General features: G+C 59.2%; 22 protein-coding genes and 1 pseudogene. 5 read left to right on the top strand and 18 right to left on the bottom strand.

Translation table 11 applies throughout. The annotated features are described in order from the left end of the window. Positions 1 to 73 precede the first annotated feature (73 nt). The 8 genes from sucD to sdhC all read right to left on the bottom strand — a co-directional run bounded on the left by sucD (position 74) and on the right by sdhC (position 9,713). Positions 74 to 946 carry a succinate--CoA ligase subunit alpha gene (sucD, locus tag BN1125_RS03750; protein WP_042010772.1) on the bottom strand — a complete coding sequence of 291 codons (873 nt, stop codon included), beginning with the start codon at positions 944 to 946 and terminating at the stop codon, positions 74 to 76. Further along, positions 946 to 2,112, bottom strand: a complete 1,167-nt coding sequence (sucC, locus tag BN1125_RS03745; RefSeq protein ID WP_042010771.1) for an ADP-forming succinate--CoA ligase subunit beta — start codon at positions 2,110 to 2,112, stop codon at positions 946 to 948. The genes sucD and sucC overlap by 1 nt, the downstream gene beginning before the upstream one ends. 171 nt (positions 2,113 to 2,283) lie before the next feature. Continuing rightward, positions 2,284 to 3,477 carry a 2-oxoglutarate dehydrogenase complex dihydrolipoyllysine-residue succinyltransferase gene (gene odhB, locus BN1125_RS03740; RefSeq protein ID WP_042010770.1) on the bottom strand — a complete coding sequence of 398 codons (1,194 nt, stop codon included), beginning with the start codon at positions 3,475 to 3,477 and terminating at the stop codon, positions 2,284 to 2,286. A gap of 92 nt (positions 3,478 to 3,569) precedes the next feature. Then, entirely contained in the window at positions 3,570 to 6,380 is a 2,811-nt protein-coding gene (sucA, locus tag BN1125_RS03735) for a 2-oxoglutarate dehydrogenase E1 component (protein ID WP_042010769.1), read from the bottom strand. Between the two features lie 115 nt (positions 6,381 to 6,495). Then, entirely contained in the window at positions 6,496 to 7,212 is a 717-nt protein-coding gene (locus BN1125_RS03730; RefSeq protein ID WP_042010768.1) for a succinate dehydrogenase iron-sulfur subunit, read from the bottom strand. A 17-nt stretch (positions 7,213 to 7,229) separates the two neighbouring features. After that, a complete protein-coding gene (sdhA, locus tag BN1125_RS03725) occupies positions 7,230 to 8,996 on the bottom strand; it encodes a succinate dehydrogenase flavoprotein subunit (RefSeq protein ID WP_042010767.1) in 1,767 nt (588 codons plus the stop codon). Position 8,997: 1 nt separating this feature from the next. Next, positions 8,998 to 9,342, bottom strand: coding sequence for a succinate dehydrogenase, hydrophobic membrane anchor protein (sdhD, locus tag BN1125_RS03720; RefSeq protein ID WP_042010766.1), 345 nt, complete (start codon positions 9,340 to 9,342; stop codon positions 8,998 to 9,000). After that, positions 9,336 to 9,713 carry a succinate dehydrogenase cytochrome b556 subunit gene (sdhC, locus tag BN1125_RS03715; RefSeq protein WP_084202241.1) on the bottom strand — a complete coding sequence of 126 codons (378 nt, stop codon included), beginning with the start codon at positions 9,711 to 9,713 and terminating at the stop codon, positions 9,336 to 9,338. Before sdhC ends, sdhD begins: the two co-directional genes overlap by 7 nt. 433 nt (positions 9,714 to 10,146) lie before the next feature. Between sdhC and BN1125_RS03710 the strand changes: the two genes are divergently transcribed. Both BN1125_RS03710 and BN1125_RS03705 read left to right on the top strand, forming a co-directional pair. Then, the gene (locus BN1125_RS03710) at positions 10,147 to 11,433 is read left to right on the top strand and encodes a citrate synthase (RefSeq protein WP_042010764.1); all 1,287 of its coding nucleotides are present in this window, start codon (positions 10,147 to 10,149) and stop codon (positions 11,431 to 11,433) included. Positions 11,434 to 11,524: 91 nt separating this feature from the next. Beyond that, the gene (locus tag BN1125_RS03705) at positions 11,525 to 11,842 is read left to right on the top strand and encodes a DUF4377 domain-containing protein (protein ID WP_042010763.1); all 318 of its coding nucleotides are present in this window, start codon (positions 11,525 to 11,527) and stop codon (positions 11,840 to 11,842) included. Between the two features lie 68 nt (positions 11,843 to 11,910). On the opposite strand, the pseudogene BN1125_RS03700 reads toward BN1125_RS03705, so the two are convergent. Together BN1125_RS03700 and BN1125_RS03695 are read right to left on the bottom strand one after the other, a co-directional pair. Next, a pseudogene (locus BN1125_RS03700) lies at positions 11,911 to 12,341 on the bottom strand (GNAT family N-acetyltransferase). Between the two features lie 57 nt (positions 12,342 to 12,398). Continuing rightward, a complete protein-coding gene (locus BN1125_RS03695; RefSeq protein WP_042010835.1) occupies positions 12,399 to 13,244 on the bottom strand; it encodes a DUF5718 family protein in 846 nt (281 codons plus the stop codon). Between the two features lie 324 nt (positions 13,245 to 13,568). On the opposite strand from BN1125_RS03695, the gene BN1125_RS03690 reads away from it, so the two are divergent. After that, positions 13,569 to 13,961: an NUDIX hydrolase gene (locus BN1125_RS03690; RefSeq protein ID WP_042010762.1), complete on the top strand. Its 393-nt coding sequence runs from the start codon at positions 13,569 to 13,571 to the stop codon at positions 13,959 to 13,961. 75 nt (positions 13,962 to 14,036) lie between these two features. Here BN1125_RS03690 and pdxY read toward each other — a convergent pair whose 3' ends face one another. From pdxY to BN1125_RS03675, 3 genes are all read right to left on the bottom strand, one after another. After that, positions 14,037 to 14,900, bottom strand: coding sequence for a pyridoxal kinase PdxY (gene pdxY, locus BN1125_RS03685; protein ID WP_042010761.1), 864 nt, complete (start codon positions 14,898 to 14,900; stop codon positions 14,037 to 14,039). Positions 14,901 to 15,085: 185 nt separating this feature from the next. Beyond that, positions 15,086 to 15,844, bottom strand: coding sequence for a DUF429 domain-containing protein (locus BN1125_RS03680; RefSeq protein ID WP_042010760.1), 759 nt, complete (start codon positions 15,842 to 15,844; stop codon positions 15,086 to 15,088). An 83-nt stretch (positions 15,845 to 15,927) separates the two neighbouring features. After that, positions 15,928 to 16,491 (bottom strand): VC2662 family protein, encoded by a 564-nt coding sequence (locus BN1125_RS03675; RefSeq protein WP_042010758.1) that lies wholly within the window; start codon positions 16,489 to 16,491, stop codon positions 15,928 to 15,930. Positions 16,492 to 16,764: 273 nt separating this feature from the next. Here BN1125_RS03675 and ybcJ point away from each other — a divergent pair, with 273 nt between their 5' ends. After that, a complete protein-coding gene (gene ybcJ, locus BN1125_RS03670) occupies positions 16,765 to 16,998 on the top strand; it encodes a ribosome-associated protein YbcJ (RefSeq protein ID WP_005333598.1) in 234 nt (77 codons plus the stop codon). Positions 16,999 to 17,031: 33 nt separating this feature from the next. On the opposite strand, the gene BN1125_RS03665 is transcribed toward ybcJ, so the two are convergent. From BN1125_RS03665 to BN1125_RS03650, 4 genes are all read right to left on the bottom strand, one after another. Continuing rightward, on the bottom strand, positions 17,032 to 17,505 hold the full coding sequence (locus tag BN1125_RS03665) for a DUF4442 domain-containing protein (RefSeq protein ID WP_042010756.1): 474 nt from the start codon (positions 17,503 to 17,505) through the stop codon (positions 17,032 to 17,034). 167 nt (positions 17,506 to 17,672) lie between these two features. Further along, a complete protein-coding gene (locus tag BN1125_RS03660) occupies positions 17,673 to 19,424 on the bottom strand; it encodes an ABC transporter transmembrane domain-containing protein (protein ID WP_042010755.1) in 1,752 nt (583 codons plus the stop codon). Continuing rightward, entirely contained in the window at positions 19,421 to 21,157 is a 1,737-nt protein-coding gene (locus tag BN1125_RS03655; protein WP_042010754.1) for an ABC transporter transmembrane domain-containing protein, read from the bottom strand. Before BN1125_RS03655 ends, BN1125_RS03660 begins: the two co-directional genes overlap by 4 nt. A 157-nt stretch (positions 21,158 to 21,314) precedes the next feature. Further along, positions 21,315 to 24,128 (bottom strand): hybrid sensor histidine kinase/response regulator, encoded by a 2,814-nt coding sequence (locus BN1125_RS03650; protein WP_042010753.1) that lies wholly within the window; start codon positions 24,126 to 24,128, stop codon positions 21,315 to 21,317. A 166-nt stretch (positions 24,129 to 24,294) separates the two neighbouring features. On the opposite strand from BN1125_RS03650, the gene trxC reads away from it, so the two are divergent. After that, positions 24,295 to 24,726, top strand: a complete 432-nt coding sequence (gene trxC / locus BN1125_RS03645) for a thioredoxin TrxC (protein WP_042010752.1) — start codon at positions 24,295 to 24,297, stop codon at positions 24,724 to 24,726. On the opposite strand, the gene BN1125_RS03640 is transcribed toward trxC, so the two are convergent. Next, positions 24,723 to 24,946 (bottom strand): zinc ribbon domain-containing protein (locus BN1125_RS03640; protein WP_156993054.1); only part of this gene is annotated, 224 nt, incomplete at its 5' end. The genes trxC and BN1125_RS03640 overlap by 4 nt on opposite strands.

Below are 24,946 nucleotides of genomic sequence, written 5' to 3'. Positions count from 1 at the left end.
GCTGGTACTCAAATAAGTGAACAGCAATGCGCCCTATTAGCGGCATTTTTATTAGAGAATACGTACAAAGGAATTACCAGCCGGTGACTTCGCGCAGGGCCTTACCGATATCGGCAAGCGACCGGACGGTTTTCACGCCAGCATCTTCCAGCGCGGCAAACTTCTCGGCGGCGGTCCCCTTGCCACCGGAGATGATGGCGCCGGCGTGGCCCATCCGCTTGCCGGGAGGGGCAGTAACACCGGCAATATAGGAGACCACCGGCTTGGTGACGTGGGCCTTGATATAGGCAGCCGCGTCTTCCTCGGCGTTACCGCCGATCTCGCCGATCATCACGATTGCTTCGGTCTGCGGGTCGTTCTGGAACATCTCCAGAATGTCGATAAAGTTGGAGCCCGGGATGGGGTCGCCACCGATACCGACGCAGGTGGACTGGCCAAAGCCCTCGTCAGTGGTCTGCTTGACCGCTTCGTAGGTCAAGGTGCCGGAGCGAGAGACGATGCCCACCTTGCCCGGCTTGTGAATGTGGCCCGGCATGATGCCGATCTTGCACTCACCGGGGGTGATGACACCCGGGCAGTTAGGGCCGATCATCCGCACGCCGGTCTCTTGCAGCTTCACTTTCACATCCAGCATATCCAGAGTCGGGATGCCTTCGGTGATGGTGACAATGAGTTTGATGCCCGCATCGATCGCTTCCAGGATCGCGTCCTTGCAGAACGGTGCCGGCACATAGATGACGGTGGCGGTGGCGCGGGTCGCTTCGACTGCGTCACGGACGGTGTTGAACACCGGCAGCCCCAGATGGGTGGTGCCGCCCTTGCCCGGGGAGACGCCGCCCACCAGCTGGGTGCCGTAGGAGAGCGCCTGCTCGGAGTGGAAAGTACCCTGACCGCCGGTGAAACCCTGGCAGATGACTCGGGTGTCCTTGTTGATCAGTACGCTCATCAGTTGGCCTCCGCTGCTTTGACGACTTGCTGCGCGGCATCGGTCAGACTCTTGGCCGCAATGATGTTGAGGCCGCTCTCGGCCAGCTTGATACCACCCAGCTCGGCGTTGTTGCCCTCCAAGCGGACCACGACGGGCACCTTGACCCCCACTTCCTTGACCGCACCTATGATGCCTTCCGCGATCATGTCGCAGCGCACGATGCCGCCGAAGATGTTGACCAGCACCGCGTTGACGTTGCTGTCGGAGAGGATGATCTTGAACGCCTCGGTCACCCGCTCCTTGGTGGCGCCGCCGCCGACGTCAAGGAAGTTGGCCGGCTTGCCGCCGTGCAGGTTGACGATGTCCATGGTGCCCATGGCCAGACCCGCGCCGTTGACCATGCAGCCGATGTTGCCATCGAGCGCCACATAGTTGAGCTCCCACTGGGCGGCGTGCGCTTCGCGGGGGTCATCCTGAGAGGGGTCGTGCATCTCGCGCAGCTTGGGCTGACGATAGAGGGCGTTGGCGTCGATGTTGATCTTGCCATCCAGGCAGTGCAGGTTGCCCTGCTTGGTGATCACCAGCGGGTTGATCTCCAGCAGCGCGAAGTCGCAGTCGAGGAACATCTGGCCCAGACCCATGAAGATCTTGGTGAACTGTTTAATCTGATCGCCGACCAGACCCAGTTTGAAAGCCAGTTCACGGGCCTGATAGGGCTGCGGGCCAACCAGCGGGTCCAGGCTGGCCTTGTGGATCAGATGGGGGGTTTCGTGGGCGATCTTCTCGATATCCACGCCACCTTCGGTCGAGGCCATGAAGACCACGCGGCGCGAACCACGGTCAACCACGGCGCCCAGGTAGAGCTCTTTGGCGATGTCGGTGCAAGATTCCACCAGGATCTTGGTGACCGGCTGGCCGTTGGCGTCGGTCTGGTAGGTCACCAGATTCTTGCCCAGCCAGTTCTGGGCGAAGGCACGGATCTCATCCTTGCTCTTAGCCACTTTCACGCCGCCCGCTTTACCGCGACCACCGGCGTGTACCTGGCACTTGACGACCCAGGTATTGCCGCCAATCTTGTCGGCCGCTTCAGCCGCTTCATGCGGGGTAGCGCAGGCATAACCTTCGGAGACCGGCAGGCCATACTCGGCAAACAGCAGTTTTGCCTGATATTCATGCAGATTCATAGATGCTCTGTCCGTGTTGTAGTTATTTCCGTCCGGGGTTGGTGTTTCTCAATCCCCTGTGAGTGGGGGCCTGGGCGGCCCCTCCTTATCTTTCAATCGCTCGGGTATTACTCAAACGACCAGCAGCACATCCGGCTCGGGGCTTAGGCCCTTTGCCTGGGTGCTCCCGGGTTAGACGTCCAGCAACAGGCGGGTCGGATCTTCCAGCAGCTCCTTGACGGAGACCAGGAAGCCCACCGACTCGCGGCCATCGATGATGCGGTGATCGTAGGAGAGCGCCAGGTACATCATCGGCAGGATCTCGACCTTGCCGTCGACGGCCATGGGGCGGTCCTGGATCTTGTGCATACCCAAAATGGCACTCTGGGGCGGGTTGATGATCGGGGTGGACATCAGGGAGCCGAACACACCACCGTTGGTGATGGTGAAGTTGCCGCCGGTCAGTTCATCCACGGTCAGCTTGCCATCACGGCCCTTGCCAGCCAGGTCTTTGATGGCCTTCTCGATGTCGGCCAGGCTCATGTTGTCGCAGTCACGCAGCACCGGGGTCACCAGACCACGGGGGGTGGAGACGGCGATGCTGAGGTCGAAGTAATTGTGGTAGACGATGTCGTCACCATCGAGCGCCGCGTTCACTTCCGGGTAGCGCTTGAGGGATTCAACCACCGCCTTCACGTAGAAGGACATGAAGCCGAGCTTGATGCCGTGCTTCTTCTCGAAGATCTCGCCGTACTGCTTGCGCAGCTTCATGATGGGCGCCATGTTGATCTCGTTGAAGGTGGTCAGCATAGCGGTGGTGTTCTTGGCCTCCAACAGACGCTCGGCGATACGCTTGCGCAGACGGGTCATGGGCACGCGCTTTTCTGTGCGACCGGCCAGCGGGGCGACCGACGCAGCCGGAGCCGGAGCCGCAGCGGCAATCGGCGCAGCGGCAGGCTTGTTGCCCTCTTTGATGAAGGCTTCCACGTCTTCCTTGGTGACACGACCGCCCTTGCCGGTACCGGTCAGCTTGGTGACGTCGATGTCATGCTCGGCCACCAGACGGCGCACGGAGGGGCTCAGACCATCGGCAGCGTCATCGGCCACGGCGTCGACCGGCTTCTCCTTGGTCTCTTCACCGGCCACGGGAGCCGGCTTGAGCATGGCGATCAGCTGGCGGGAGAGCACTGTGGCCCCTTCGCTTTGCAGGATGTCGCCCAGCACGCCGGCTTCGGGGGCTGGCACTTCCAGCACGACCTTGTCGGTCTCGATGTCAACCAGCACTTCATCACGGGCAACCAGATCACCCGGCTTCTTGTGCCAGGTGGCGATGGTGGCATCCGCCACTGATTCCGGCAGGTCCGGTACCTTGATCTCGATAGTCATCTAATCAGTTCCTTGTTACTTCTTGGCCAGCAGGCTTGTTCCAGAGTCGGAGAGGGTCGGCGCGACGGCGCGCCCTCTCCTTCGCAACGGGTTTATTCCAGAGTCAGCGCATCTTCCACCAAGGCTTTTTGCTGCTTGGCGTGGACCGACATGTAGCCGACGGCAGGGGAAGCCGACGCCGGGCGACCGGCATAACGCAGACGGGCATGACTTGGCAGCACGCTGTCATAGTGATGACGGGTGCAGTACCAGGCGCCCTGGTTCTGCGGCTCTTCCTGACACCACACGAAGTCGGTGACATGGCTGTAATCGGCCAGAATGGCGCGCACTTCCTCTTCCGGGAAGGGGTAGAGTTGCTCGATACGCACCAGGGCCACGTCCTGCTGCTCGGCCTTGCGACGGGCATCGAGCAGGTCGTAGTAAACCTTGCCTGAGCAGAACACCACCCGCTTGACTGCTTTGGGGTCCAACGCATCGATCTCGCCGATGGCGTTCTGGAAGGTGCCGTCAGCCAGCTCTTCGAGCTTGCTCACCGCCAGCGGGTGACGCAGCAGGGATTTGGGTGTCATCACGATCAGCGGACGGCGCATCGGGCGCACCACCTGACGACGCAGCATGTGGAACACCTGCGCCGGGTTGGACGGCACGCAGACCTGCATGTTGTGCTGGGCGCACATCTGCAGATAACGCTCCAGACGGGCGGAAGAGTGCTCCGGCCCCTGCCCCTCGTAACCGTGCGGCAGCAGCATGGTCAGGCCACACATCCGACCCCACTTCTGCTCGCCGGAGGAGAGGAACTGATCCACCACCACCTGAGCGCAGTTGGCGAAGTCGCCAAACTGGGCTTCCCAGATGGTGAGGCCGGCCGGCTCGGCACTGGCGTAGCCATATTCAAACGCCAGTACCGCGTTCTCGGTCAGCACCGAGTCATACACCTCAAACGGCCCCTGTTCGTCGTGCAGGTTGCACAGCGGGGTGTAGGTGCTCGCATCGGTCTGGTTGTGCAGCACGGCGTGGCGATGGAAGAAGGTGCCACGGCCGGAGTCTTCCCCGGTGAAGCGGATGCGCGCGCCTTTGTCCACCAGAGTGGCGTAGGCCAGGGTCTCGGCAAAGCCCCAGTCCACCAGCTTCTCGCCGGCGGCCATCAGGCGGCGGTCTTCGTAGATCTTCTCGACCTGGCGTTGCAGCACATGGGTCGCCGGGTACTGGCTGATGCGCTCGCCGAGGGACTTGAGGTGATCCATGGGCACAGTGCTGTCGTAGCTCATGGCCCAGTCGTGGCCCAGATAGGAGGTCCAGTCCACGGAGTACAGCTCCATCGGCCGCCACTCCTTGCTCACCCGTTCGCCGCGATCCAGCGATTCACGATACTCGTTGACCAGTTCGGTCGCCCGCTCCTGGGCGATGCTCCCCTCGACCACCAGCTGATCGGCGTAGATCTTGCGCGGGGTCGGATGTTGCTTGATCTTCTGGTACATCAAGGGCTGGGTCGCGCTCGGCTCGTCCGCTTCGTTGTGACCGTGACGACGATAGCAGACCAGCTCGATCACCACGTCGCGCTTGAAGGTGTTGCGATAATCCAGGGCGATCTGGGTCACCAGCACCACGGCTTCCGGATCGTCCCCGTTGACGTGCAGGACAGGGGCCTGCACCGCCTTGGCGATGTCAGTACAATATTCGGTGGAGCGCAGGTCACGAATATAGGAAGTAGTGAAGCCCACCTGGTTGTTGATGACGATGCGCACAGTACCACCCACGCCATAGGCGCGGGTCTGGGACATGTTGAAGGTCTCGGCCACCACCCCCTGACCGGCCATGGCCGAATCGCCGTGGATGGTGATGGGCAGTACGGTCGAGCCGTCCTTGTCACCGCGTCTGTCCATACGGGCACGCACCGAGCCGATGACTACGGGATTGACGATCTCGAGGTGAGACGGGTTGAAGGCGAGCGCAAGATGGACATTGCCACCCGCGGTGGCGAAGTCGGAGGAGAAGCCCATGTGGTACTTCACATCACCGGTGCCCCAGGATTCGCCATGCTTGCCGGCAAACTCGTCGAACAGGTCCTGCGCCCGCTTGCCGAGCACGTTGATCAGCACGTTGAGGCGACCGCGGTGGGCCATGCCAATAACGGCCTCTTTGCAGCCCTGCCCACCGGCGCGACGGATCAGCTCCTTGAGCATGGGGATCATGGCGTCGCCCCCTTCCAGGGAGAAGCGTTTGGCCCCCGGGAACTTGGCTCCCAGATATTTCTCCAGCCCTTCGGCGGCGGTCAGACTCTCGAGGAAGCGGGTCTTCTCTTCGAGGGTGTAGCTCCCCTTCCCTTCGATGGATTCGAGCCTGTCTTGCAGCCATCGCTTCTCCTCGGTGGAGGTGAGGTGCATGTAGTCGGCACCTATGCTACCGCAGTAGGTCTTCTTCAGCGAGGTGTAGAGATCGGAGAGCACCATGGTCTCGCGACCGATGGCGTAGGAGCCCACATTGAAGGTGGTCTCCATGTCTGCACCCTGCAGGTTGTGGAACGCAGGATCAAGTTCGGCAACCGTTTCTCGCTGCCACAGTCCCAGCGGATCCAGATTGGCATTCTGGTGACCACGGAAACGAAACGCGTTGATCAGTTGCAATACCCGCACCTGCTTGGCGTCCACTTGCGGATCGGAGACTGGGGCACTGTAGCGAGAGGGATCCTTGGCCAGACGACGGAAATAATCGCGGACCTGGGAGTGGGGTTGTTCAACCGCATGACCATTGACCTGGGGCAGCTCGCTAAACAGGCTGCGCCACTCGTCGGACACGGAGTCAGGATTTTCCAGGAAGGATTCGTACAAATCCTCAATATAGCTTGCATTCGCACCAGCCAGGTGAGATGACTCCAACCAGGCCTTCATCACGCCGTTATGCATTTCTATCCCTTGTACTTCTTGTTACTGCTACGCAGCTTGTAGGGTTCAAACAGCCATCTTGCCACGGGTGGGATGGCTATCCGGAAGTCGGGCCAGCACCGGGCCGGCCCAAATACTAAACAGCCCGATTGAGCAACATCGACTTGATCTGGCCAATCGCCTTGGTCGGGTTCAAGCCTTTAGGACAGACGTTCACGCAGTTCATGATGCCGTGGCAACGGAATACGCTGAAGGCGTCGTCCAGATTACCCAGTCGCTCTGTGGTCGCGGTGTCGCGGCTGTCAGCCAACCAGCGGTAGGCGGCAAGCAACCCGGCCGGACCGATGAACTTGTCAGGGTTCCACCAGAAGGAGGGGCACGAAGTGGAGCAGCAGGCACAGAGAATACACTCGTACAGGCCGTCAAGCTTGGCGCGTTCTTCGGGGGATTGCAGGTGCTCACGCACCGGCGGCAACTTCTCTTCATTGATGAGGAAGGGTTTGACCTTCTCCCACTGTGTGTAGAACTGGGTCATGTCGATCACCAGGTCTCGGATCACCGGCAGGCCGGGCAAGGGACGGATAACGACCTTGTTGCCCTTCTTCAGCAGATCGGAGAGCGGGGTGATACAGGCAAGACCATTCTTGCCATTCATGTTGATGCCGTCAGATCCACAGACCCCTTCGCGGCAGGAGCGGCGGAAGGCAAGTGTGGGATCCAGCTCTTTCAACTGGATCAGTGCATCGAGCACCATCATGTCGGAACCTTCAGGAATATCAAGATGATAATCCTTCATATGGGGGACGTTATCAACGTCCGGATTGTATCTGTAGACAGAGAATGTGACGTTCATTGTGCTTGGCTCCGCAATCAGTAAGTCCGGACCTTGGGCGGGAACGCCTCACGGGTCTTGGGTGACATGTTGACAGCGCGACGGGTCATGGACTCGGTGTCCGGGTGATAGAGGCTATGGCACAGCCAGCTCTCGTCGTCGCGATCCGGGAAGTCAAAGCGGCTGTGGGCACCGCGACTCTCGGTACGGAAGTTGGCCGCCACTGCCGTGGCAAACGCCGTCTCCATCAGGTTGTCCAGCTCCAGGCACTCGATGCGCTGGGTGTTGAACTCTTTGGAGGTGTCATCCAGACGGGCATGCTTGAGGCGCTCGCGGATGAGTTTCAGCTCGGCCAAGCCTTCGGCCATCGCCTCCCCTTCGCGGAACACCGAGAAGTTGTTCTGCATGCAGCGCTGCAGGTCTTTGCGGATCTGCACCGGATCTTCGCCATCACGGCAATTTTCCCAGCGGTTGAAGCGCGCCATGGCAGCATCGATATCAGACTCGGACGCCTCACGACCATGGGCCATCTCGCCCAGGGTATTGACCAGATGCATGCCGGCTGCACGGCCAAACACCACCAGATCCAGCAAGGAGTTGCCACCCAGACGGTTGGCACCGTGTACGGAAACGCAGGCGATCTCGCCAACCGCAAACAGGCCGACTACCGGCACGTCGTTGCCATCCTTGTCTTGTGCCAGACACTGGCCATTCACGTTGGTCGGCACGCCGCCCATCATGTAGTGGCAGGTCGGAATGATGGGAATAGGTTCTTTGACCGGATCCACGTGGGCAAAGGTGCGAGAGAGTTCGCAGATACCCGGCAGACGGGATTCCAGCACCTCTTTGCCAAGGTGATCCAGCTTGAGCTTGATGTGCGGGCCCCAGGGACCGTCGCAGCCACGGCCTTCGCGGATCTCGATCATGATGGAACGGGCCACCACGTCGCGACCGGCCAGGTCCTTGGCGTTGGGGGCGTAACGCTCCATGAAGCGCTCGCCATCCTTATTGAGCAGATAACCGCCTTCACCACGGCACCCTTCGGTCACCAGCACCCCGGCACCGGCGATACCGGTCGGGTGGAACTGCCAGAACTCCATGTCCTGCACACCTACCCCGGCGCGCAGGGCCATGCCGACACCGTCACCTGTGTTGATGTGGGCATTGGTGGTGGACTGGTAGATGCGACCAGCGCCACCGGTGGCCAGCACGGTCGCCTTGGCCTTGAAGTAGACGACCTCGCCGCTCTCCATGTCGATGGCGGTACAACCCACCACGTGGCCGTCCTGATTCTTCACCAGATCCAGTGCATACCATTCGGAGAAGACGGTGGTCTTGTTCTTGACGTTCTGTTGGTAAAGGGTGTGCAGCAGGGCGTGACCGGTACGGTCGGCCGCCGCTGCGGTACGAGCAGCCTGCTCGCCACCGAAATTCTTGGACTGACCACCAAACGGACGCTGGTAGACGGTGCCGTTGTCGAAGCGGGAGAAAGGCAAGCCCATGTTCTCCAGCTCATAGATAGCCTCGGGGCCAGTCTTGCACATGTACTCGATGGCCTCTTGGTCTCCGATGTAATCGGAACCTTTTACCGTGTCATACATATGCCACTGCCAGTTGTCATCGTGGGCATTGCCCAGCGCAACCGTGATCCCGCCCTGGGCGGAGACAGTGTGAGAACGGGTTGGAAAAACCTTGGACAACAGAGCGCAGCTCTTGCCGGACTGGGCAATCTGCAGGGCGGCGCGCATACCGGCGCCACCGGCACCAATCACCACCGCATCAAATTCACGAGTTGGAATAGTCACCTTACACACCCCACAGCACGACGAAACCCGTCAACAGATAGACAAACAGCACCACGACCAGGGCAAATTGCAAGGCCCCGCGCAGCCCTACCGGCTTGATATAGTCGGTCAACACCTGCCACAGACCAATCCAGGCGTGGATCAGTACGCACAGCAGGGCCAACAGGGTGAATACCTTGGTGAAGGTGTTGGCGAAGAAGCCTACCCACACCTCATAGGTGATGTCGTTGAACGCGACAAAGCCCACCAGGTAGAGGACATAGCAGGTCATGATGAGAGCGGTGGCGCGGATCAAGATGTAATCGTGAACGCCGCTACGCCCGAAAGTTGCAGAATTGGTTACCATACAAGCACTCCCGCCAGCACAGCCAGAACAGCGGTAATGACAAAGGCCACACGAGCGCTCTGATTACCGGATTCCAGCTCTTCCCAATAGCCCATATCCATGACCAGATGACGCAGCCCGCCCACAATGTGGTAAGCCAGCGCTGTCAGGATCCCCCACAGCACGAGTTTGACCATGAGGTTGTCCATGATGGCAACCACGGTTGCAAACCCTTCGGGAGAGGCGAGTGAAGTGCCAAGCATCCACAGCAAGATGCCCAGTGCAACAAAGGTGATAACCCCTGAAACACGGTGCAAGATGGAGGCGATGGCAGTGACAGGAAAGCTGATCGTTTGTAGGTCGAGGTTGACCGGTCTCTGTTTGTTTTTCACGCTTGCCCACTCAGCTCTATTGAGCACGTTAGTTATTGTTTTAACTCACACTTGAGGGCACGGGATGGTGATTGTTGGCTATTTGTTACCAAAACACTCTGAAAAAGCCAAAACACGAATTTTTGGTTTCACATCAGGCTTTGCCAAAGCGTTTCAAACACCAGCAGCCATGACCCACGTGGCGCAGTATATCGATGGCCTTAACTGAAGACAATCAAGCAGCTACAAAGAAAACACAAAAGCGCAAACCCGATCGCATATTTAATTTAACAAATCATTAATGCCACACCAGCAAAATTGACATTGATAGGGAACTCTGTTTCAAATAGGGCGCTCCAGCCACCTCGGTATGGGTAACAACCTTTGCCAGCGTCATAAAAGTCGTAATAGAGTAGGACTGGAACCAAATTATAAAGAGCAAAGGAGACGTGCTATGGCTGATAAGATAGCCACCCTACACCTGCCCGGGAAAGATCCGGTTGAACTGCCGATCCTCTCGGGAACCGTTGGACCGGATGTTATCGATGTGAGAAAGCTGGGTGGGCAAGGGTATTTCACCTTTGACCCGGGCTTTATGGCGACCGGTTCTTGCAAATCTGCCATCACCTATATTGACGGGGATCAGGGTGTCTTGCTACACCGTGGTTACCCCATCGCCCAGTTGGCCAAAGAGTCCAACTACCTCGAAGTCTGCTATATCCTGCTCTACGGCGAGGCCCCCACAAAGGCCCAGTACGCCGACTTCCAGCGTACCGTAACTCGGCATACCATGGTGCACGAACAGATCGCCTTCTTCTTCCGTGGCTTTCGTCGTGACTCCCACCCCATGGCCATCATGTGCGGTGTGATCGGCGCCCTCTCCGCCTTCTACCACGATGCCCTCGACATCAATAACGAGCAGCACCGCGAGATCTGTGCCTTCCGCTTGCTCTCCAAGATGCCGACCCTGGCGGCCATGTGCTACAAGTACTCCATCGGCCAGCCTTTCATGTACCCGCGCAACAACCTCTCCTACGCCGGTAACTTCCTGCAAATGATGTTCGGTGTGCCGACCGAGGAGTACAAAGTCAACCCTGTGGTTGAGCGCGCCATGGATCGCATCTTCACCTTGCACGCAGATCACGAGCAAAACGCCTCGACCTCGACCGTCCGTCTGGCTGGCTCCTCCGGCGCCAACCCGTTTGCCTGTATCGCTGCCGGTATCGCCTCCCTGTGGGGACCGGCACACGGCGGTGCCAACGAAGCCTGCCTGCGTATGCTCGAAGAGATAGGTTCGGTGGATCGCATCCCCGAGTACATCGACCGCGCCAAGGACAAGAACGATCCGTTCCGTCTGATGGGCTTCGGTCATCGGGTCTACAAAAACTATGACCCCCGTGCCCAAGTGATGCGCGAGACCTGTCACGAAGTGCTGACCGAGCTGCAGATTAAGGATCCGCTGCTGGACGTGGCCATGGAGCTGGAGCGCATCGCGCTCTCCGACCCCTACTTTGTCGAGAAGAAGCTCTACCCGAACGTGGATTTCTACTCAGGCATCATCATGAAGGCGATCGGCATCCCGATGAACATGTTCACCGTGCTCTTCGCCATCGCCCGCACCATCGGCTGGATCGCCCACTGGAATGAGTTCCACTCTGATCCGGATAGCAAGATCGGCCGTCCGCGCCAGCTCTACGTGGGGCACCCGCAGCGGGACTTCACGCCGCTTGATCAGCGCTAATAGACTGAATTGACATGGTTTGTTAAAAAGGCGGTCATTGACCGCCTTTTTGTTTGCCGCTTTAATGCCCTTTTCAGCTCAAGGAGCCCTTATGAAACCTCTGCTTGCCAGTGCCGTCCTGCTGCTCACAGCCTGTCAGGGCACAACGGCCCAACAGGGTGAGACCCTCTATATCAACAGCCAGTTGTTCGATTGCGTCGGAGTTGGCCCAATGCAGTGCATGCAGGTTCGCAGTGATGAGCAGCAGCCCTGGACGCTGTTCTACCAGGATATTGAAGGCTTCCGGTTCGAGCCGGGCTACCGGTATCAGCTCACAGTCAGCAAAGAGCAGCTCACCGATCTACCGGCCGATGCCCCCTCCCTGCGCTATCAGCTGATCAAGGTGGTGAACATGGTCGCCAGCAAGTAACAAACACGATCAAAAAAACGGGGGATGGCTGATGCCATCCCCCGTTAGTTTATGGGTACTGCGCCTCATCAGGCTGGTGCCAGCGCCATATGCAGCAACGGATAGGGCTTGCCCTGACCATCCAGCGACGAGCGACCCGTCACTGTGAATCCCATCTTCAGATAGAAGCCAACCGCCTGTTCGTTCTGCTCGTTGACGTCAACCTGCGTCGCGCTGCCCTGTTCGATGGCATGCGCCACCAGCAAACGCCCCACGCCACTACCGCGCGCCTCGGGAACCATAAACAGCATCTCCAGCTTACCCTCGTGCACTCCGCTAAAACCCGCAATGTGCCCCTCTTCTGTGCGAGCACAGTGCAGTGTCACCGCATCGACAGAATAAGCGGTTTGAGAGCCAGGATCTCGGCCTCGGGCAGGAAGTGGTGGGTCGCCCGCACCGAAGCCTCCCACAGATCGATCAGGGCCGGATAATCAGCCCGGGATACCGGAACAATCGTCATGAAATAACTCGATATGATAACCAGCGGGAAGAGACACCTTCCCGCTGGCAACGGTGATTAGCGCGCCTGCACCGCCTGCAGCAGCACCGACATATCAGCGCCAAATTTGCGGCTGCGGATCGCTTCGCGAATATCCGCTTCGCTATAACGGCTGCCCGGATAAACCACCACACAGGCCGTGTCGCCCGGTTTGAGGAAGTGGGTCTCACCAAACGGGGTATAGCGGGTAGCACCAATACTGATCAGCGCATGGGGGGGATGACCCGCCTGCGCCAGCAGTCCCTGAATGTGCTCCGCCGGCCCCTCATCCTGCTGATGGTTGAACTTGTCGATGGCCCAATCGAGCAGCTTGCCGTGAAAGTAGCTGTAATCGATGGCGGCGCTATCTACCCCGTAGGTGTGCAGCTCGCCGTCACGCTCCAGATAGCAGGCGATGCGGTAGTCATCGAGCTCGCAACCGGCGGCGAAAACGGAAAGCGGCAGCAGCCTGGCCGCCAGCCCCTTGCTCTCCTGCCCCCAGTTCTTCTTCTCGCTGATCTTCTTGGCGTTGGGACGACGGATGGAGCAGTCGTTATAGGCACCAAAGGCGCGGGGATGAATGGCCACCACCTGCTTGTCCGCATACTCCAGCTCGCACCAGAGGGCCACCTCCGGCTCGATCTGCACCTTCTCGTCACCGCTGACCGCCGCCTCCGGCAGAAAGATCGCCATGTCGCTCAAAGGGAAGACCCCGAGCTGGCCCGGATGGCCCGGTACGAAGAAGGGGAACAGCGCTTTGGGCGCGGTGGTATCACGCACCACGACTGCCACGAAATCCGACGCTTCACCCGCCTGCTCCAGATGACCGGCGAAATTGCCCGCCACCCCGAGTCCGATAAAGTTGCTCTCTGCTGTCACTTGCATCTTGCTCACCTGCATCTTGCCAACGCAAGGTAGCAGGCTCGTCGCCCACTACCGCTAAAGTGGCAAGATTAAACCACAAGGCCCCCGCCTTCGCCCAGTCCGGCCCTGTCGTGATGTGCGCCAGTCCGCTTTTTAGGGATGGAGCACTGCGCTTGATCACCCTTTCACCAACGGGGTTGCCCCGCTGGAAACAGTGCATTTCCGGCCTCTCCCCTCTTTCCCCTTGGGACTCAACCTCATCTTTGTTAGGCTGCCAGCATGCAAAACAGCGGCGCGCTTGGGTGCGCCAGGCTCATTACGGCAACCCCATCGGAGAGAAAACGGATGATCGACAAACTCGCCTGGCTCACCTTTAACGATCAGCAACTGCTCTGCGCCCGCTCCCACGGCAAAGGCATCTATTACATCCCCGGTGGCAAGCGCGAACCGGGGGAGAGCGACGAGGCGGCGCTGATCCGCGAGATTGAGGAGGAGCTGGCCGTCACCCTGCAACCCGATACCCTGCGTTTTGCCTGCGAGTTCAGCGCCCAGGCCGACGGCAAACCGGCAGGGGTCGAGGTGCGACTGCGCTGTTACACCGGCGATGCGAGCGGCACCCCGGTTGCCTCGGCCGAAATTGCCGAGCTGCGCTGGCTCGACAGCACTCACCTCGATGAGCTCTCCCCCGTCTCCCGTCTGCTGTTTGCCTGGCTGGTTGAGCAGGGGTTGATCCGCTGACCCCATAACCGGGAGCGATACAAACAAAAGAGGTGAGCAAATGGCTCACCTCTTTTGCTTCTGACATGGCAGTAATCAGGGCAGTATCACCGCTCGCACCTCCACCTTCGGCGAATCAAACGCATCTTGCGCGGCGATCAGCTGCAACTCGTAAGCCTGCTGGCGCCAGGTCTCTTGCAGCACCGCATCTACCGAAGCGTTGGTACGCTCGAACGCGCTCACCGCATCGTGACCAGCCAGCAAATTGGCCAGCATCAGGGCGCTGATAAGATCGCCCACCCCCACCGGCTGGCGGGCAAAGTCGTAGAGCGGACGGGCAATCAGGTAATCCCCTTGCGGGGTTGCCAGCAGCATCTCGAAGCGGCTGGCGTCCTGCGCCGCACGACCGAGATGTTTGACCAGCACCAGCTTGACGCCGCGGGCCAGCAGCTGATGGGCGGCGGCGCGGGTCTGGTCCAGATCCGCCAGATGGGTATCGCAGAGGGTCTCCAGCTCCAGCAGGTTGGGGGCCATCATGTCGGCCAGCGGCAACGCTTTTTCTGTCAGGAAACGGGTGACACCAGGGGCAACGATACACCCCTTCTCGGGATGCCCCATCACGGGGTCGCAGAAGTAGATGGCACCGGGGTTGGCCGCCTTGACGGCGTTGACCACTGTCAGGATCTCGTCCCCCTGCTCGGCAGAGCCAAGGTAACCGCTCAACACGGCACCACACTGGCTCAACACCTCGATATTGCCCAATCCTTTCACCAGCGCACTGATATGGCCCGCCGGCATCGCCATCCCCTGCCACCCCTGGGCATATTGGGTGTGGTTGGAAAACTGCACCGTGTTGATGGGCCATACATCCATACCGAGGCGGCGCATAGGGAAGACGGCTGCGCTGTTGCCTGCACAACCAAAGACCACGTGGGACTGAATAGAGAGAACGGATTTCATCGAGGATACCACAGCAAAGGATCAGCAAGGTGGGCAATATATCGGATGAAGATAAGGATGCACCACCTTGGCGCGGTATAAACTCACATTTTCCTGACTACAGTCAGGTTTTTACACTATCTAGCCAATTTCGGCATGGTCAGCGGCGTCATCATACGCGCCACGACCGTTACATGCTGTTACGCTCAACGGCAACGGGCAAAGTGATAGACCCACCCCTCGTCACGAGGCATATCACAGGGAGCATGTACCAGTTCGGGCAACGCCGGCACCTGGCCACCCGCGGCATATTGCAGCGCCATCAGGGCGCAGAGCGCCGCATCGTAGCGATCGGTGCCAACCTGCACATCTTCGGGCAGCAGCGCCGCCAGCTCGGGCCGTGCCGGGGATGCCTTGCCGCCGACTTTGGTCAGTGCCGGATAGACCTCCAGCACGGCGCGACTGGCTTGCTCCTGCACCTTGGGCACCAGCTGCAAGTCCGAGAGGTGCGGCAGCATGGAGAGCGCCAGGGTGGCATTGTTGCCAAGCCTGTCAAAGGTGGCCGAGAGGGGCTTCTTGCCATATTGCTGATAAAGCCAGCGCTCGCAGTCACGATAGGCGTAGGGGTTGTCTATCTCCCGCTCGGGCGCGGCGCAGCTGTGTGGCTGGCCGTTGAGCAGATCGCGCAAGGCGCGGGGAAAGGCGAGCGGCGCATCGATACCGAGCGCCAGTTGCGGGCAGGCTTCGACCTGCATCAGGGTCAGCTCGTTTTGCAGGGCCGGACGCAGCAGGGCGGCCAGATCCGGCGCCACCCGCGAGCTCAGGCGGAACAGTGGCGATACCCCTAGCCAGTGCAGGCGGTTGGAACCGACCTGCCAGCCCACCACAGCCACCGCTTGGGCGCTGCCCTGCCAGCCCCGCACATCCCAGCCGATCCCGATTGCACTCATCTGCCCTGCCGTCATCACTTACCTCTTTTCGCCTGTCACTAGTTGCAAGAGGCACAGGGTAATCAGCAGATGCCGTTAACGCAAAGCGAACCGCCTTGTCAGAACGATTTCTGGAAGTTCACCAGCGGCAGAATGGGGAACACGCCGTTAGCTGCGTAGTTGGCCAGCCCGATCTGCAAGCCATCGAGATGCCGGGTGGCATTGATAAAGCCAATCTGGAAGGTGGTACGCTCGGCGTAATTGACGAAGCCGACGTTGGCCAGCGCATTACCTTTGGCAATGTTGACCGCCCCCAAGTTAAGCCCTTGCACATTGTTGGTCAGGTTGACCAGCCCCAGATTGACGCCGGTATCCTGCCCTTCATGCCAGTTGATGGCGTTGATGGCGACCCCGCCAAACTGGTGGCGTACCCGGCCAACCCCGAAGAGGACCCCGAGTTGCAAACCGCTGAACTGATCCACATCGGAGAGGGCGAAGATCGGCAGATCGATCCCCTTCACCTGACCGGTACGGCCATAGAGCAGCGAGGCGCGAGCCCCTTCAACCTGATGGGATGCGGGCAGATTGACCCCGGGTAGCGAGACCTGCACCGGAGTACTGGCCTGCGCGACAACGCTCAGGGTAAGGGCGCTGCATGCCAGCAGCAGTCGTGAGAGTATCATGGGAGGCTCCTTGCACCATTCACCAAATAAAGAGGCTATCTTAACAGCCGGGGCAAACAGAAAGCAGTGCGGCGAGCACCGCTTGCGTCATCACTCGTCCCAGCCACGCCACAAAGGGGGGCCATCGCACGGAACAGCACAACCCAGCATCAAACACTGGCACACGGACACCATTTTCACCACCATGGCCCAGCTTCCCTTTTCTTGCCGGAATGAACTGCCTAAAATAACCGCCCTGCCAGATCCGGCATTTATCCAGCTAGAGGATTTCCCATGGAGACGTTTCTGCTCGAAGGCCACCCCTTCGTTGCCTTGTGTGACCTTATCAAACATCAGGGGTGGGCCGATTGTGGCGGCGCCGCCAAAGCCCTCATTGCCGAAGGGCTGGTCGAGGTGGACGGTCAGGTCGAGACCCGCAAGCGCTGCAAGATCGTGGCCGAACAGGTGGTCAACTTCAATGGCATGAAGGTCGTGGTGAAAGAAGGCGTTAGCCCGGAGATTGGGTAAACCGGTCTTGGGGAGCCACGCTCTGGCTACCCGCTAGCTGGCCTTGATCGACAGGGTTAGCACAAAACGCGCCATCGCCTCATCCCCGTGCAGTGACGGACAGGTGGCCACCACCTGGATGGGGCGATTGATGCGCTGACCGCTTGCCAGCGATTCGTCGATCATGGCGTCAATCTCCTCCCCCGCCGCGCAGTCGAACTGCACATCCCCCTCCGGTCGTTTCAAAAACTCCCCCTGCACATCCTTGAAGGCGAAGTGCACCTTCTTGCGCCGCTGCCGCCCTTTCTCCATCACCAGCAGACCGCCTACCAGATCGGCGCCGGTCGCCAGCGCGCCAAAATACATGCTGCCCAGATGGTTGCGGGTACGCCAGCCAAGGGGAATGCGAATGCGCAGCGCCTTGGCGTTCATCTCTTCGATGATCGGGGCACAAAACCCGATGACGGGAATGTAGCGCCAGGCAAACAGCCGAAGCGCCAGATTGGCTTTGAAGCGTTGCAAATCCATATGCGAACTGATCCGATGAGTTAATGTAAACAACATGTTGCCTGCATCTGCGCCATTCGACAAGCACAGGGATCACGGTTACGACCTTTTGCCCAACGCAAAAAAACAGAGGGAACCGCACCGGTTCCCTCTTTTCGTTCATGTCGCTGTTACAGCAAATGTGCCGCTCAGGCGCGCTTCTCTTCCAGCCAGGCCCCCTGACTCTGCATCTCGAACAGCTGGGCATAGTGACCGCCGAGGGCCATCAGCTCGCTGTGGCTGCCCCGCTCGCTCACCTGCCCGCGGGAGAGCAGCAGGATCTCGTCCGCATCGACGATGGTCGAGAGGCGGTGGGCGATGGCGATGGTAGTGCGGCCACGACGCGCGGCAGAAATAGCCTGCGACAGCGCCAACTCGGTCTGGGAGTCCACGCTCGCCGTCGCTTCATCCAAAATGAGGATGCGCGGATCCCCCACCAGCGCACGGGCAAAGGAGAGCAGTTGCCGCTGACCGGCGGAGAGGTTCTTGCCCCCCTCCTCCATCAGGGTGTTGATCCCCTGTGGCAGGCTGCGCACAAACTCGGCCAGTTGCACCTCGCTGAGCGCCTGCCAGAGCCGCGCGTCATCTATTCCTGCGCGGCCGAGACGCAGGTTCTCCGCCAGAGTGCCGACGAAGATAAAGGGATCTTGCTGCACCAACCCGATGCTGCGGCGCACCGCCGCCAGCGACAGGGTATCCAGTGCGTGATCATCAAAGCGGATCTGCCCCTGATCCAACGGATAGAAGCCCATCAGCAAGCTGATGATGGTGGACTTGCCGCTGCCGGTATGGCCCACCAGCGCCAGCATCTGGCCCGGTTTTGCGGCAAAGCTGACCTCCCGCAGCACCTGCTGCTCTCCATCGTAGGAGAAGCTCACCCGATCGAAACTGACCCGCCCTTCCAGCGGGCACTGCTCGCCGTCGGTGCTCTCGCGGGTTTCATCGAGCAGGGCAAAGACCCGCTCCCCCGCCACCATCGCCTGCTGCAACTGGTTGAGCTGGTTGGTCATCTCGATGAGTGGCTCGATCATCCGCCCCAGATAGCTGATAAAGGCGTAGAGCACCCCCACCTGAATGGCACCCGCGTGACTCACCCCCTCGTGGGCGAACAGCGCCAACAGACCGATCAGCACCATCATGTAGAAGAGATCGATGAGCGGACGCAGCAAAATGCCGTTGATCTTGAGACTCTTGATCCGTGCCGACCAGTGCTGCTGGTTCACCTCGGCAAAGGCGTTGGCAAAGTGGCGCTCCTGCACCATCGCCTGGATCACCGGCATCCCCTGCAGCGACTCGTTGAGGCGGCTGTTGATGTCGGAGAGCAGGCTGCGGGTCGCTCGCACCACCGGCACGCTCAGTTTCTGGTAGAGCCACATCACCCCGCCCACTGCGGGCAGCAACAGGGAGCAGACCAGCATCAGCCGCAGATCCAGCAGCGCCATGGAGATGAGGATGCCGCACAAGAGCACCACTTTTTGCACCAGCAAGCCGATCACCTGCACATAGAGGTTCATGATCGCCTCGGTGTCATTGGTGATGCGGGAAATCAGCGAACCGGAGCGATGCTTGTCAAAGTAGCGGGCCGGCAAGCGGATAGCTGTGGCAAATACCTGCTCGCGCAGGGTTTGCACCACCGCCTGGGCGATGCGGTTAAAGCGCAGGGATTGCAAATAGAAGCCCGCCGCCGAGAGCACCTGCAAACCCAGATAGCCCGCCGCAATCAGGGCTATGGTGGGCAGCACGATATTGCGTGGCGCCAGATAGTCATCGATAAAGAGCTTGATCAGCAGCGGCCCGGCCACTTCGGCGCCGGTGGCAAGCAGCAGGCAAATCCCCGCCTGGATCAGCCAGCGAGGATAGCGGGCGCAGTAGGCGAGCAGTCGTTTAATGGTCGGATTCACAGGCTCTCCTCCACCGCTTCTTCGAGACGCTGGTAACGCACCATATCTGCATACCAGCCATTGTGCGCCATCAGGGCACCGTGATGACCCCGTTCGCTGACGGCCCCCTGCTCCAGCACCAGGATCTCATCGGCCTGCTCCACCGCCGTCATGCGATGACTGACCAGGATCAGGGTGCGACGATGGGCCTTGAGGGCATGCAGAATTTGCTGCTCGGTGTGGGCATCCACCGCCGAGAGCGCATCATCGAGCACCAGAATGGGCGCATCCAGCAGCAGGGCGCGGGCAATGGCCAGCCGCTGCTTCTGGCCGCCGGAGAGGGTCACCCCCTTCTCCCCCACCTCGGTCTCATAGCCTTTGGGGAAACGCACGATATCATCGTGGACACAGGCAATACGCGCCACCCGCTCGACCTCTTCGCGGCTCGCATCGGGCTTGCCGAGGGCAATATTGGCGGCGATGGTAGTGGAAAACAGGAATGGCTCCTGCGGCACATAGGCAAACTGGCTGCGCAGTGTAGCGAGCGGCAACTGGTCAATCGGTACGCCCCCCATGGCAATCGAACCGTGAGTCGGATTGGCAAGGCGCATCAACAGCTTGAGCAGGGAGCTCTTGCCTGCCCCGGTGCGCCCTACCACCCCGAGCATGCCCCCTTGCTCGAGGGTCAGGTCGATATCCGCAAGCAGGGTGCGCTGCTCAAGTCGATAGCTTACCTCATTGATCTGTAAAGGAAACGCACAGACAAAGACCGCCGGCTGGGCGGGCTCTTCGATATCGCAGCGATCCCCAAGCAGGCTCTCGATACGGGAGTAGGCGGCGCTGCCCCGCTCGATGATGTTGAACAGCCAGGCAATGGCAAACATCGGCCAAATCAGCTGGCCGAGGTACATGGTGAAGCTGGTGAGTTCACCCAGAGTCAGCTCATCCCGCAGCACCAGCACACTGCCCCCCGACACCGCGAGGAAGTAGGAGCACCCGATACAGAGATAGATGACCGGATCGAACTTGGCATCGATGCGGGCCACCGCCATATTGCGCTCCCCCGCCTGCCGGGTCAGCTCGGCAAAACCCTCATCTTCCAGCGATTCGACCGCATAGGATTTCAGCACCCGCACCCCGGAAAGAGCCTCCTGGGTCTTGTTATTGAGCCGGGAGAAGGCCCCCTGCGCCGCCTTGAACTCCTTATAGATCTGCTTGCCAAACCGGTTCATGAAAAAGGCCATCACCGGCAACGGCAGCAAGGAGACCAGCGTCAACTGCCAGGAGTACTGGCTGCACATGATGGAGAGCACCAATACCCCGACCATGATGGAGTCCACCAGGGTCAGCACCCCTTCGCCAGCGGTCATCTCCACCGCCTGAATGTCGTTGGTAGCATGGGCCATCAAATCGCCGGTACGGTGGCGCTGATAAAAATCGGGGCTCATCCGGGTGAAATGACTGAACAGGCGATTGCGCAGGACATAGGCCAGACGGTAAGAGGCACCAAACAACATCACCCGCCAGACGTAACGCAGCAGATAAATCAGCACGCCCAGACCAAACAGCCCGGCCAGATAGCGCATCAGGGTGCCATTATCGAGATCCCCCTGGGCGATGCCATCCACCACCCAGCCTACCACTTTGGGTGGAACCACGGTCAACAGCGCCACCAGCAGCAGCAGGGAGATGGCCGCCAGATAACGGGGCCACTGCGCCTTGAAAAACCAACTCAATCGTAGAAATACGCTCACACCACCAACCTTTAGCGCTGTCTACCCGTGAGCGCTCCCAAGAACGACCATCAGAGAAGCCACGCAGAAATAGAAGAATGAAAACAATCGCCTCCGGCTGGAGGCGATTCGAACGAAAGCTCATCATATCCCGAACCGGGATTATTGAGAATAATAACTATTTAATTTGCTGTGACATATGATCATCCCCTGATGAATAGGGATTATACGAATTTTCATGCTGCTCACCGGTCAACAGGAAGTGTGACACTTCTTCCCGGGTCCGGCTGAACACCTGTTGCAACTGCTCCAGATCCGTCTCGCTCAGCACCTCGTTTTGCCGCAGGCGCCACTCCAGTTCACCAGCCAGCAGCAGCAGTCGAGCCGCCGAGATATTGGCCGAGACCCCCTTGAGGGTGTGCAACAGCTTGCTGGCCACCTCGGGTTGTTGGCGGCGCAGGGCTGAGCGGATCTCCCACAGATCGTCCTTGTGCTCCGACATGAACAGCTTGAACAGGATCTGCAGCGCCTCCTTGTCCTGATCCAGCCGTTTAAGGGCATCCTGCAGATCGAGGATCCCCATCATATCCGGCGGTTTCACCTCCATGAACCCCGCCTGTTCTGCCCCCTGCGGCGTCACCCACTGCAATAAATTGTTGTAAAGATCCAGCTTGCTCACCGGCTTGGTCACATAGCCATTCATCCCCACCCCAAGACAGCGATCCTTGTCACCGGGCATGGCGCTGGCGGTGAGAGCAATGATGGGCACATCGTGCTTGTCGACCATCTTGCGGATCTGGCGGGTAGCATCGAGCCCGTCCAGCACCGGCATCTGCAAATCCATCAGGATCACGTCAAAAGGCTGCTCGGCGACCCGCTCCACCGCCTCCCGACCATTGCTGACCACACACACTACCGCATCGACCCGACGCAGATATTCGATGATGAGCTGCTGATTGACCCGGTTGTCTTCGGCCAACAACACTCGGGTACCCTGCAACAGGGATTTGAAGTGCTGCTGATCCCCCTGCGCCTCGGCCTTGCGCAGATTGAGTTCATACGAGCTGCCATTGAGCAACTCGTCCACCTTGGCCAGCAGGGCATTCTCGGTCATCGGCTTGGGCAGAAAATGGGTCAGCCCCATACTGTCCATTCGGGCGTGCAGCCCCTCTCTGGCCCAGGCGCTGATCATCAGGATGGGGATCCGTCGCCACTGGCTGTGCTGATACATCTCCAGCGCCAGATCGAGTCCATCCTCCTGCCCCATGCGCCAGTCGAGGATTGCCAACCGCAGATTGGGCCCCTCTTCACGCAACAATTGACGGGCACGGGAAAGGGAGTTGACCGGCAGCACCCGCACACCCGCCCGAGTCAGGATGTCCCGAGCCAGCTCCAGCACCAGTTCATTGTCATCCATTACCATCACCAGCGGCTGATTCTCGAAGAAGACTTTCCGTCCGGCCACGCCGTAGACCGCTTGTGCCATAGGGATATCGAACTTGAACAACGAACCCACGCCAGGCTTGCTCTGTACGGTGATCCTCCCCCCCATCAGCTCCACCAGCCGCTGGGAGATATTGAGACCCAGACCTGAACCACCATATTTGCGGGTATTGCCCGCCTCCAGCTGGGTAAAGGCCTGAAAGAGCTGAGTCTGCTTCTCTTGGGCAATACCGATGCCGGTATCGCGCACACTGAAGCGGATCCGCATTGGATGGGTGTTGGCCAGTTCGATGGAGACTTCGACCTCACCACGTTCGGTGAATTTGATGGCATTGTTCACCAGATTGACCAGCACCTGCCCCAGCCGCAGGGGATCCCCACGCAAGAAGACCGGCACCTCCGGCGATTTGCGAATGATCACCTCCACATGTTTGCGCTCCGCCAGATCGGCAAACATGCCTGCCAGCGAGTCGAGCTGCTCGCTAAGATCGAAGTCGATCTCCTCCAGCGTCAGCTTGCCGGACTCCACCTTGGTTAAATCAAGGATGTCGTTGATAAGCAGCAGCAAGGTATCGGATGAAGTTTTGATCTTGCCCAGATAGTCCCGTTGCTGTTGATCCAGCTCGGTCTGCAGCGCCAGCGAGCTGAAGCCAATGATGGCATTCATGGGGGTGCGGATTTCGTGGCTCATGTTGGCCAGAAAATCGCTCTTGGCCTGAGCCAGCAAGCCCGCCTGGCGCGACAACTCGCTCAGCTTCTGGTTGCGACGCCACAGGGTATAGGCCACCAGCACAAAACTGATCAAGGCACCGCCCAGCACCATTAAATAGACACGATTGAGCAGAGATGACGCCCGTTCCAGTTTATCCACCTTCCAGCGCACCAGGTTATCGCTCACCTGCATATCGATGAGTCGATGGCGCAAGATATGGTAAGCCATCACCTGACGACTCAAATCCTTGCTCAGGTTAACCAAGGTGATCACCTCGGGTTGCGAGTGATAATGGGAAGCAAGAGTACGCTGCAACAGGCTCAACTGTTGCTGATACCGGTTATCGGCACTGTGCTGCAAAAAATGGCTGAGTTGGGCCAACTCATTAAGATCACGATGCAAAAGGCTCTCTGCCGGCGTGATAACGCGTACCTTCTCAAGCTGATGCTCAAAGGGTTGCACGATATATTCCACCGCCTTTTCCATGCTGTACAGTCTGGTCAGATCCATCTGGTAGAGTTCCAGATCCTGCAGCAACCTCCTGGAAAGAGGGGTTTGCTCAGTCTCTGCCTCACTACGGACCTTGTGAACAAAGCTATCGATGATACCGGATAGCTGGATGAGCCGTTGCTGGACATTGCTGTCGCTGGCGCTCTCCCGACCGAGCAGGTAAACGCTGTCGGTGTTGATCCGGTTTAGCACTGCCTCCGCAGCCTGATTCAGGCTGTATGCCCGCTGCTGCTGATTAAGCAGTTGCCAGCAAAAAACCGAGAAGCCGAGCAACAAAGCAGCAACCAGTAGCAGTACCACAGGGCTCTTCCGTGATCCTTTCTTCATCCGGTTTTGACTCTCTACTTATAATGGCCGCTGAATTATCCGGCTTGGGCAGAGCCCAGAGTAGAAGTATCCACTCCAGCCGAGCACTGTGTTAACGTTATGTCACTCTTTAACTCTGGCACTCTTTTCATCACCGCCACCAGAGCCGATCTTCAAGGAGGTTATTATGTCATTTATCACTACTTATTGTAGCCACTGCTTTACCAGAAACCGGCTGCCCTCCCCCCATGTAAACCACTCCGCCAAATGTGGGCACTGCAAGGCGTCCCTGTTCAGTCTGACCCCTTGCCTCGGGAAGGCGGATAACTTCGATACCCTTATCAGTTCCGATATTCCGGTCGTGGTCGATTTTTGGGCCAGCTGGTGCGGACCTTGCCAACAATTTTCCCCCGTCTTTCATGACGTGGCAAACGAACTCGAACCTCGGATGCGCTTTGTTAAAGTCGATACCGAACAGCAGAGCGCTATTGCAAGCCGTTACGCCATTCGCAGCATCCCCACCCTGATGGTCTTCAAGCAGGGCAAACTGGTGGATCAGATAAACGGTTCTTTGCGTGACTGCTCCCCGCCGCAAGCGGCGAGGCTTCCCACTTCTTAGGCCGCTACTGCCGAATTGGCAGATTTACGCTGGCCTCCATGGGTAGAAACGACGTGTCCCGCCGCCTTTAATTCCAATATACCTTGTTGTCGGATGTTCATGGCCGCATTGATGTCGCGGTCATGCTCCGAACCACAAACCGGACATGCCCACTGCCGCTGGTGAAGTGGCATATCCGGCATCTTGTGGCCGCAATCGCTGCACAGTTTCGAGCTGGCAA

It is taken from the genome of Aeromonas fluvialis, assembly GCF_000819885.1.
Classification (GTDB): domain Bacteria; phylum Pseudomonadota; class Gammaproteobacteria; order Enterobacterales; family Aeromonadaceae; genus Aeromonas; species Aeromonas fluvialis.
This window is presented reverse-complemented; position numbering and strand designations above follow the sequence as displayed.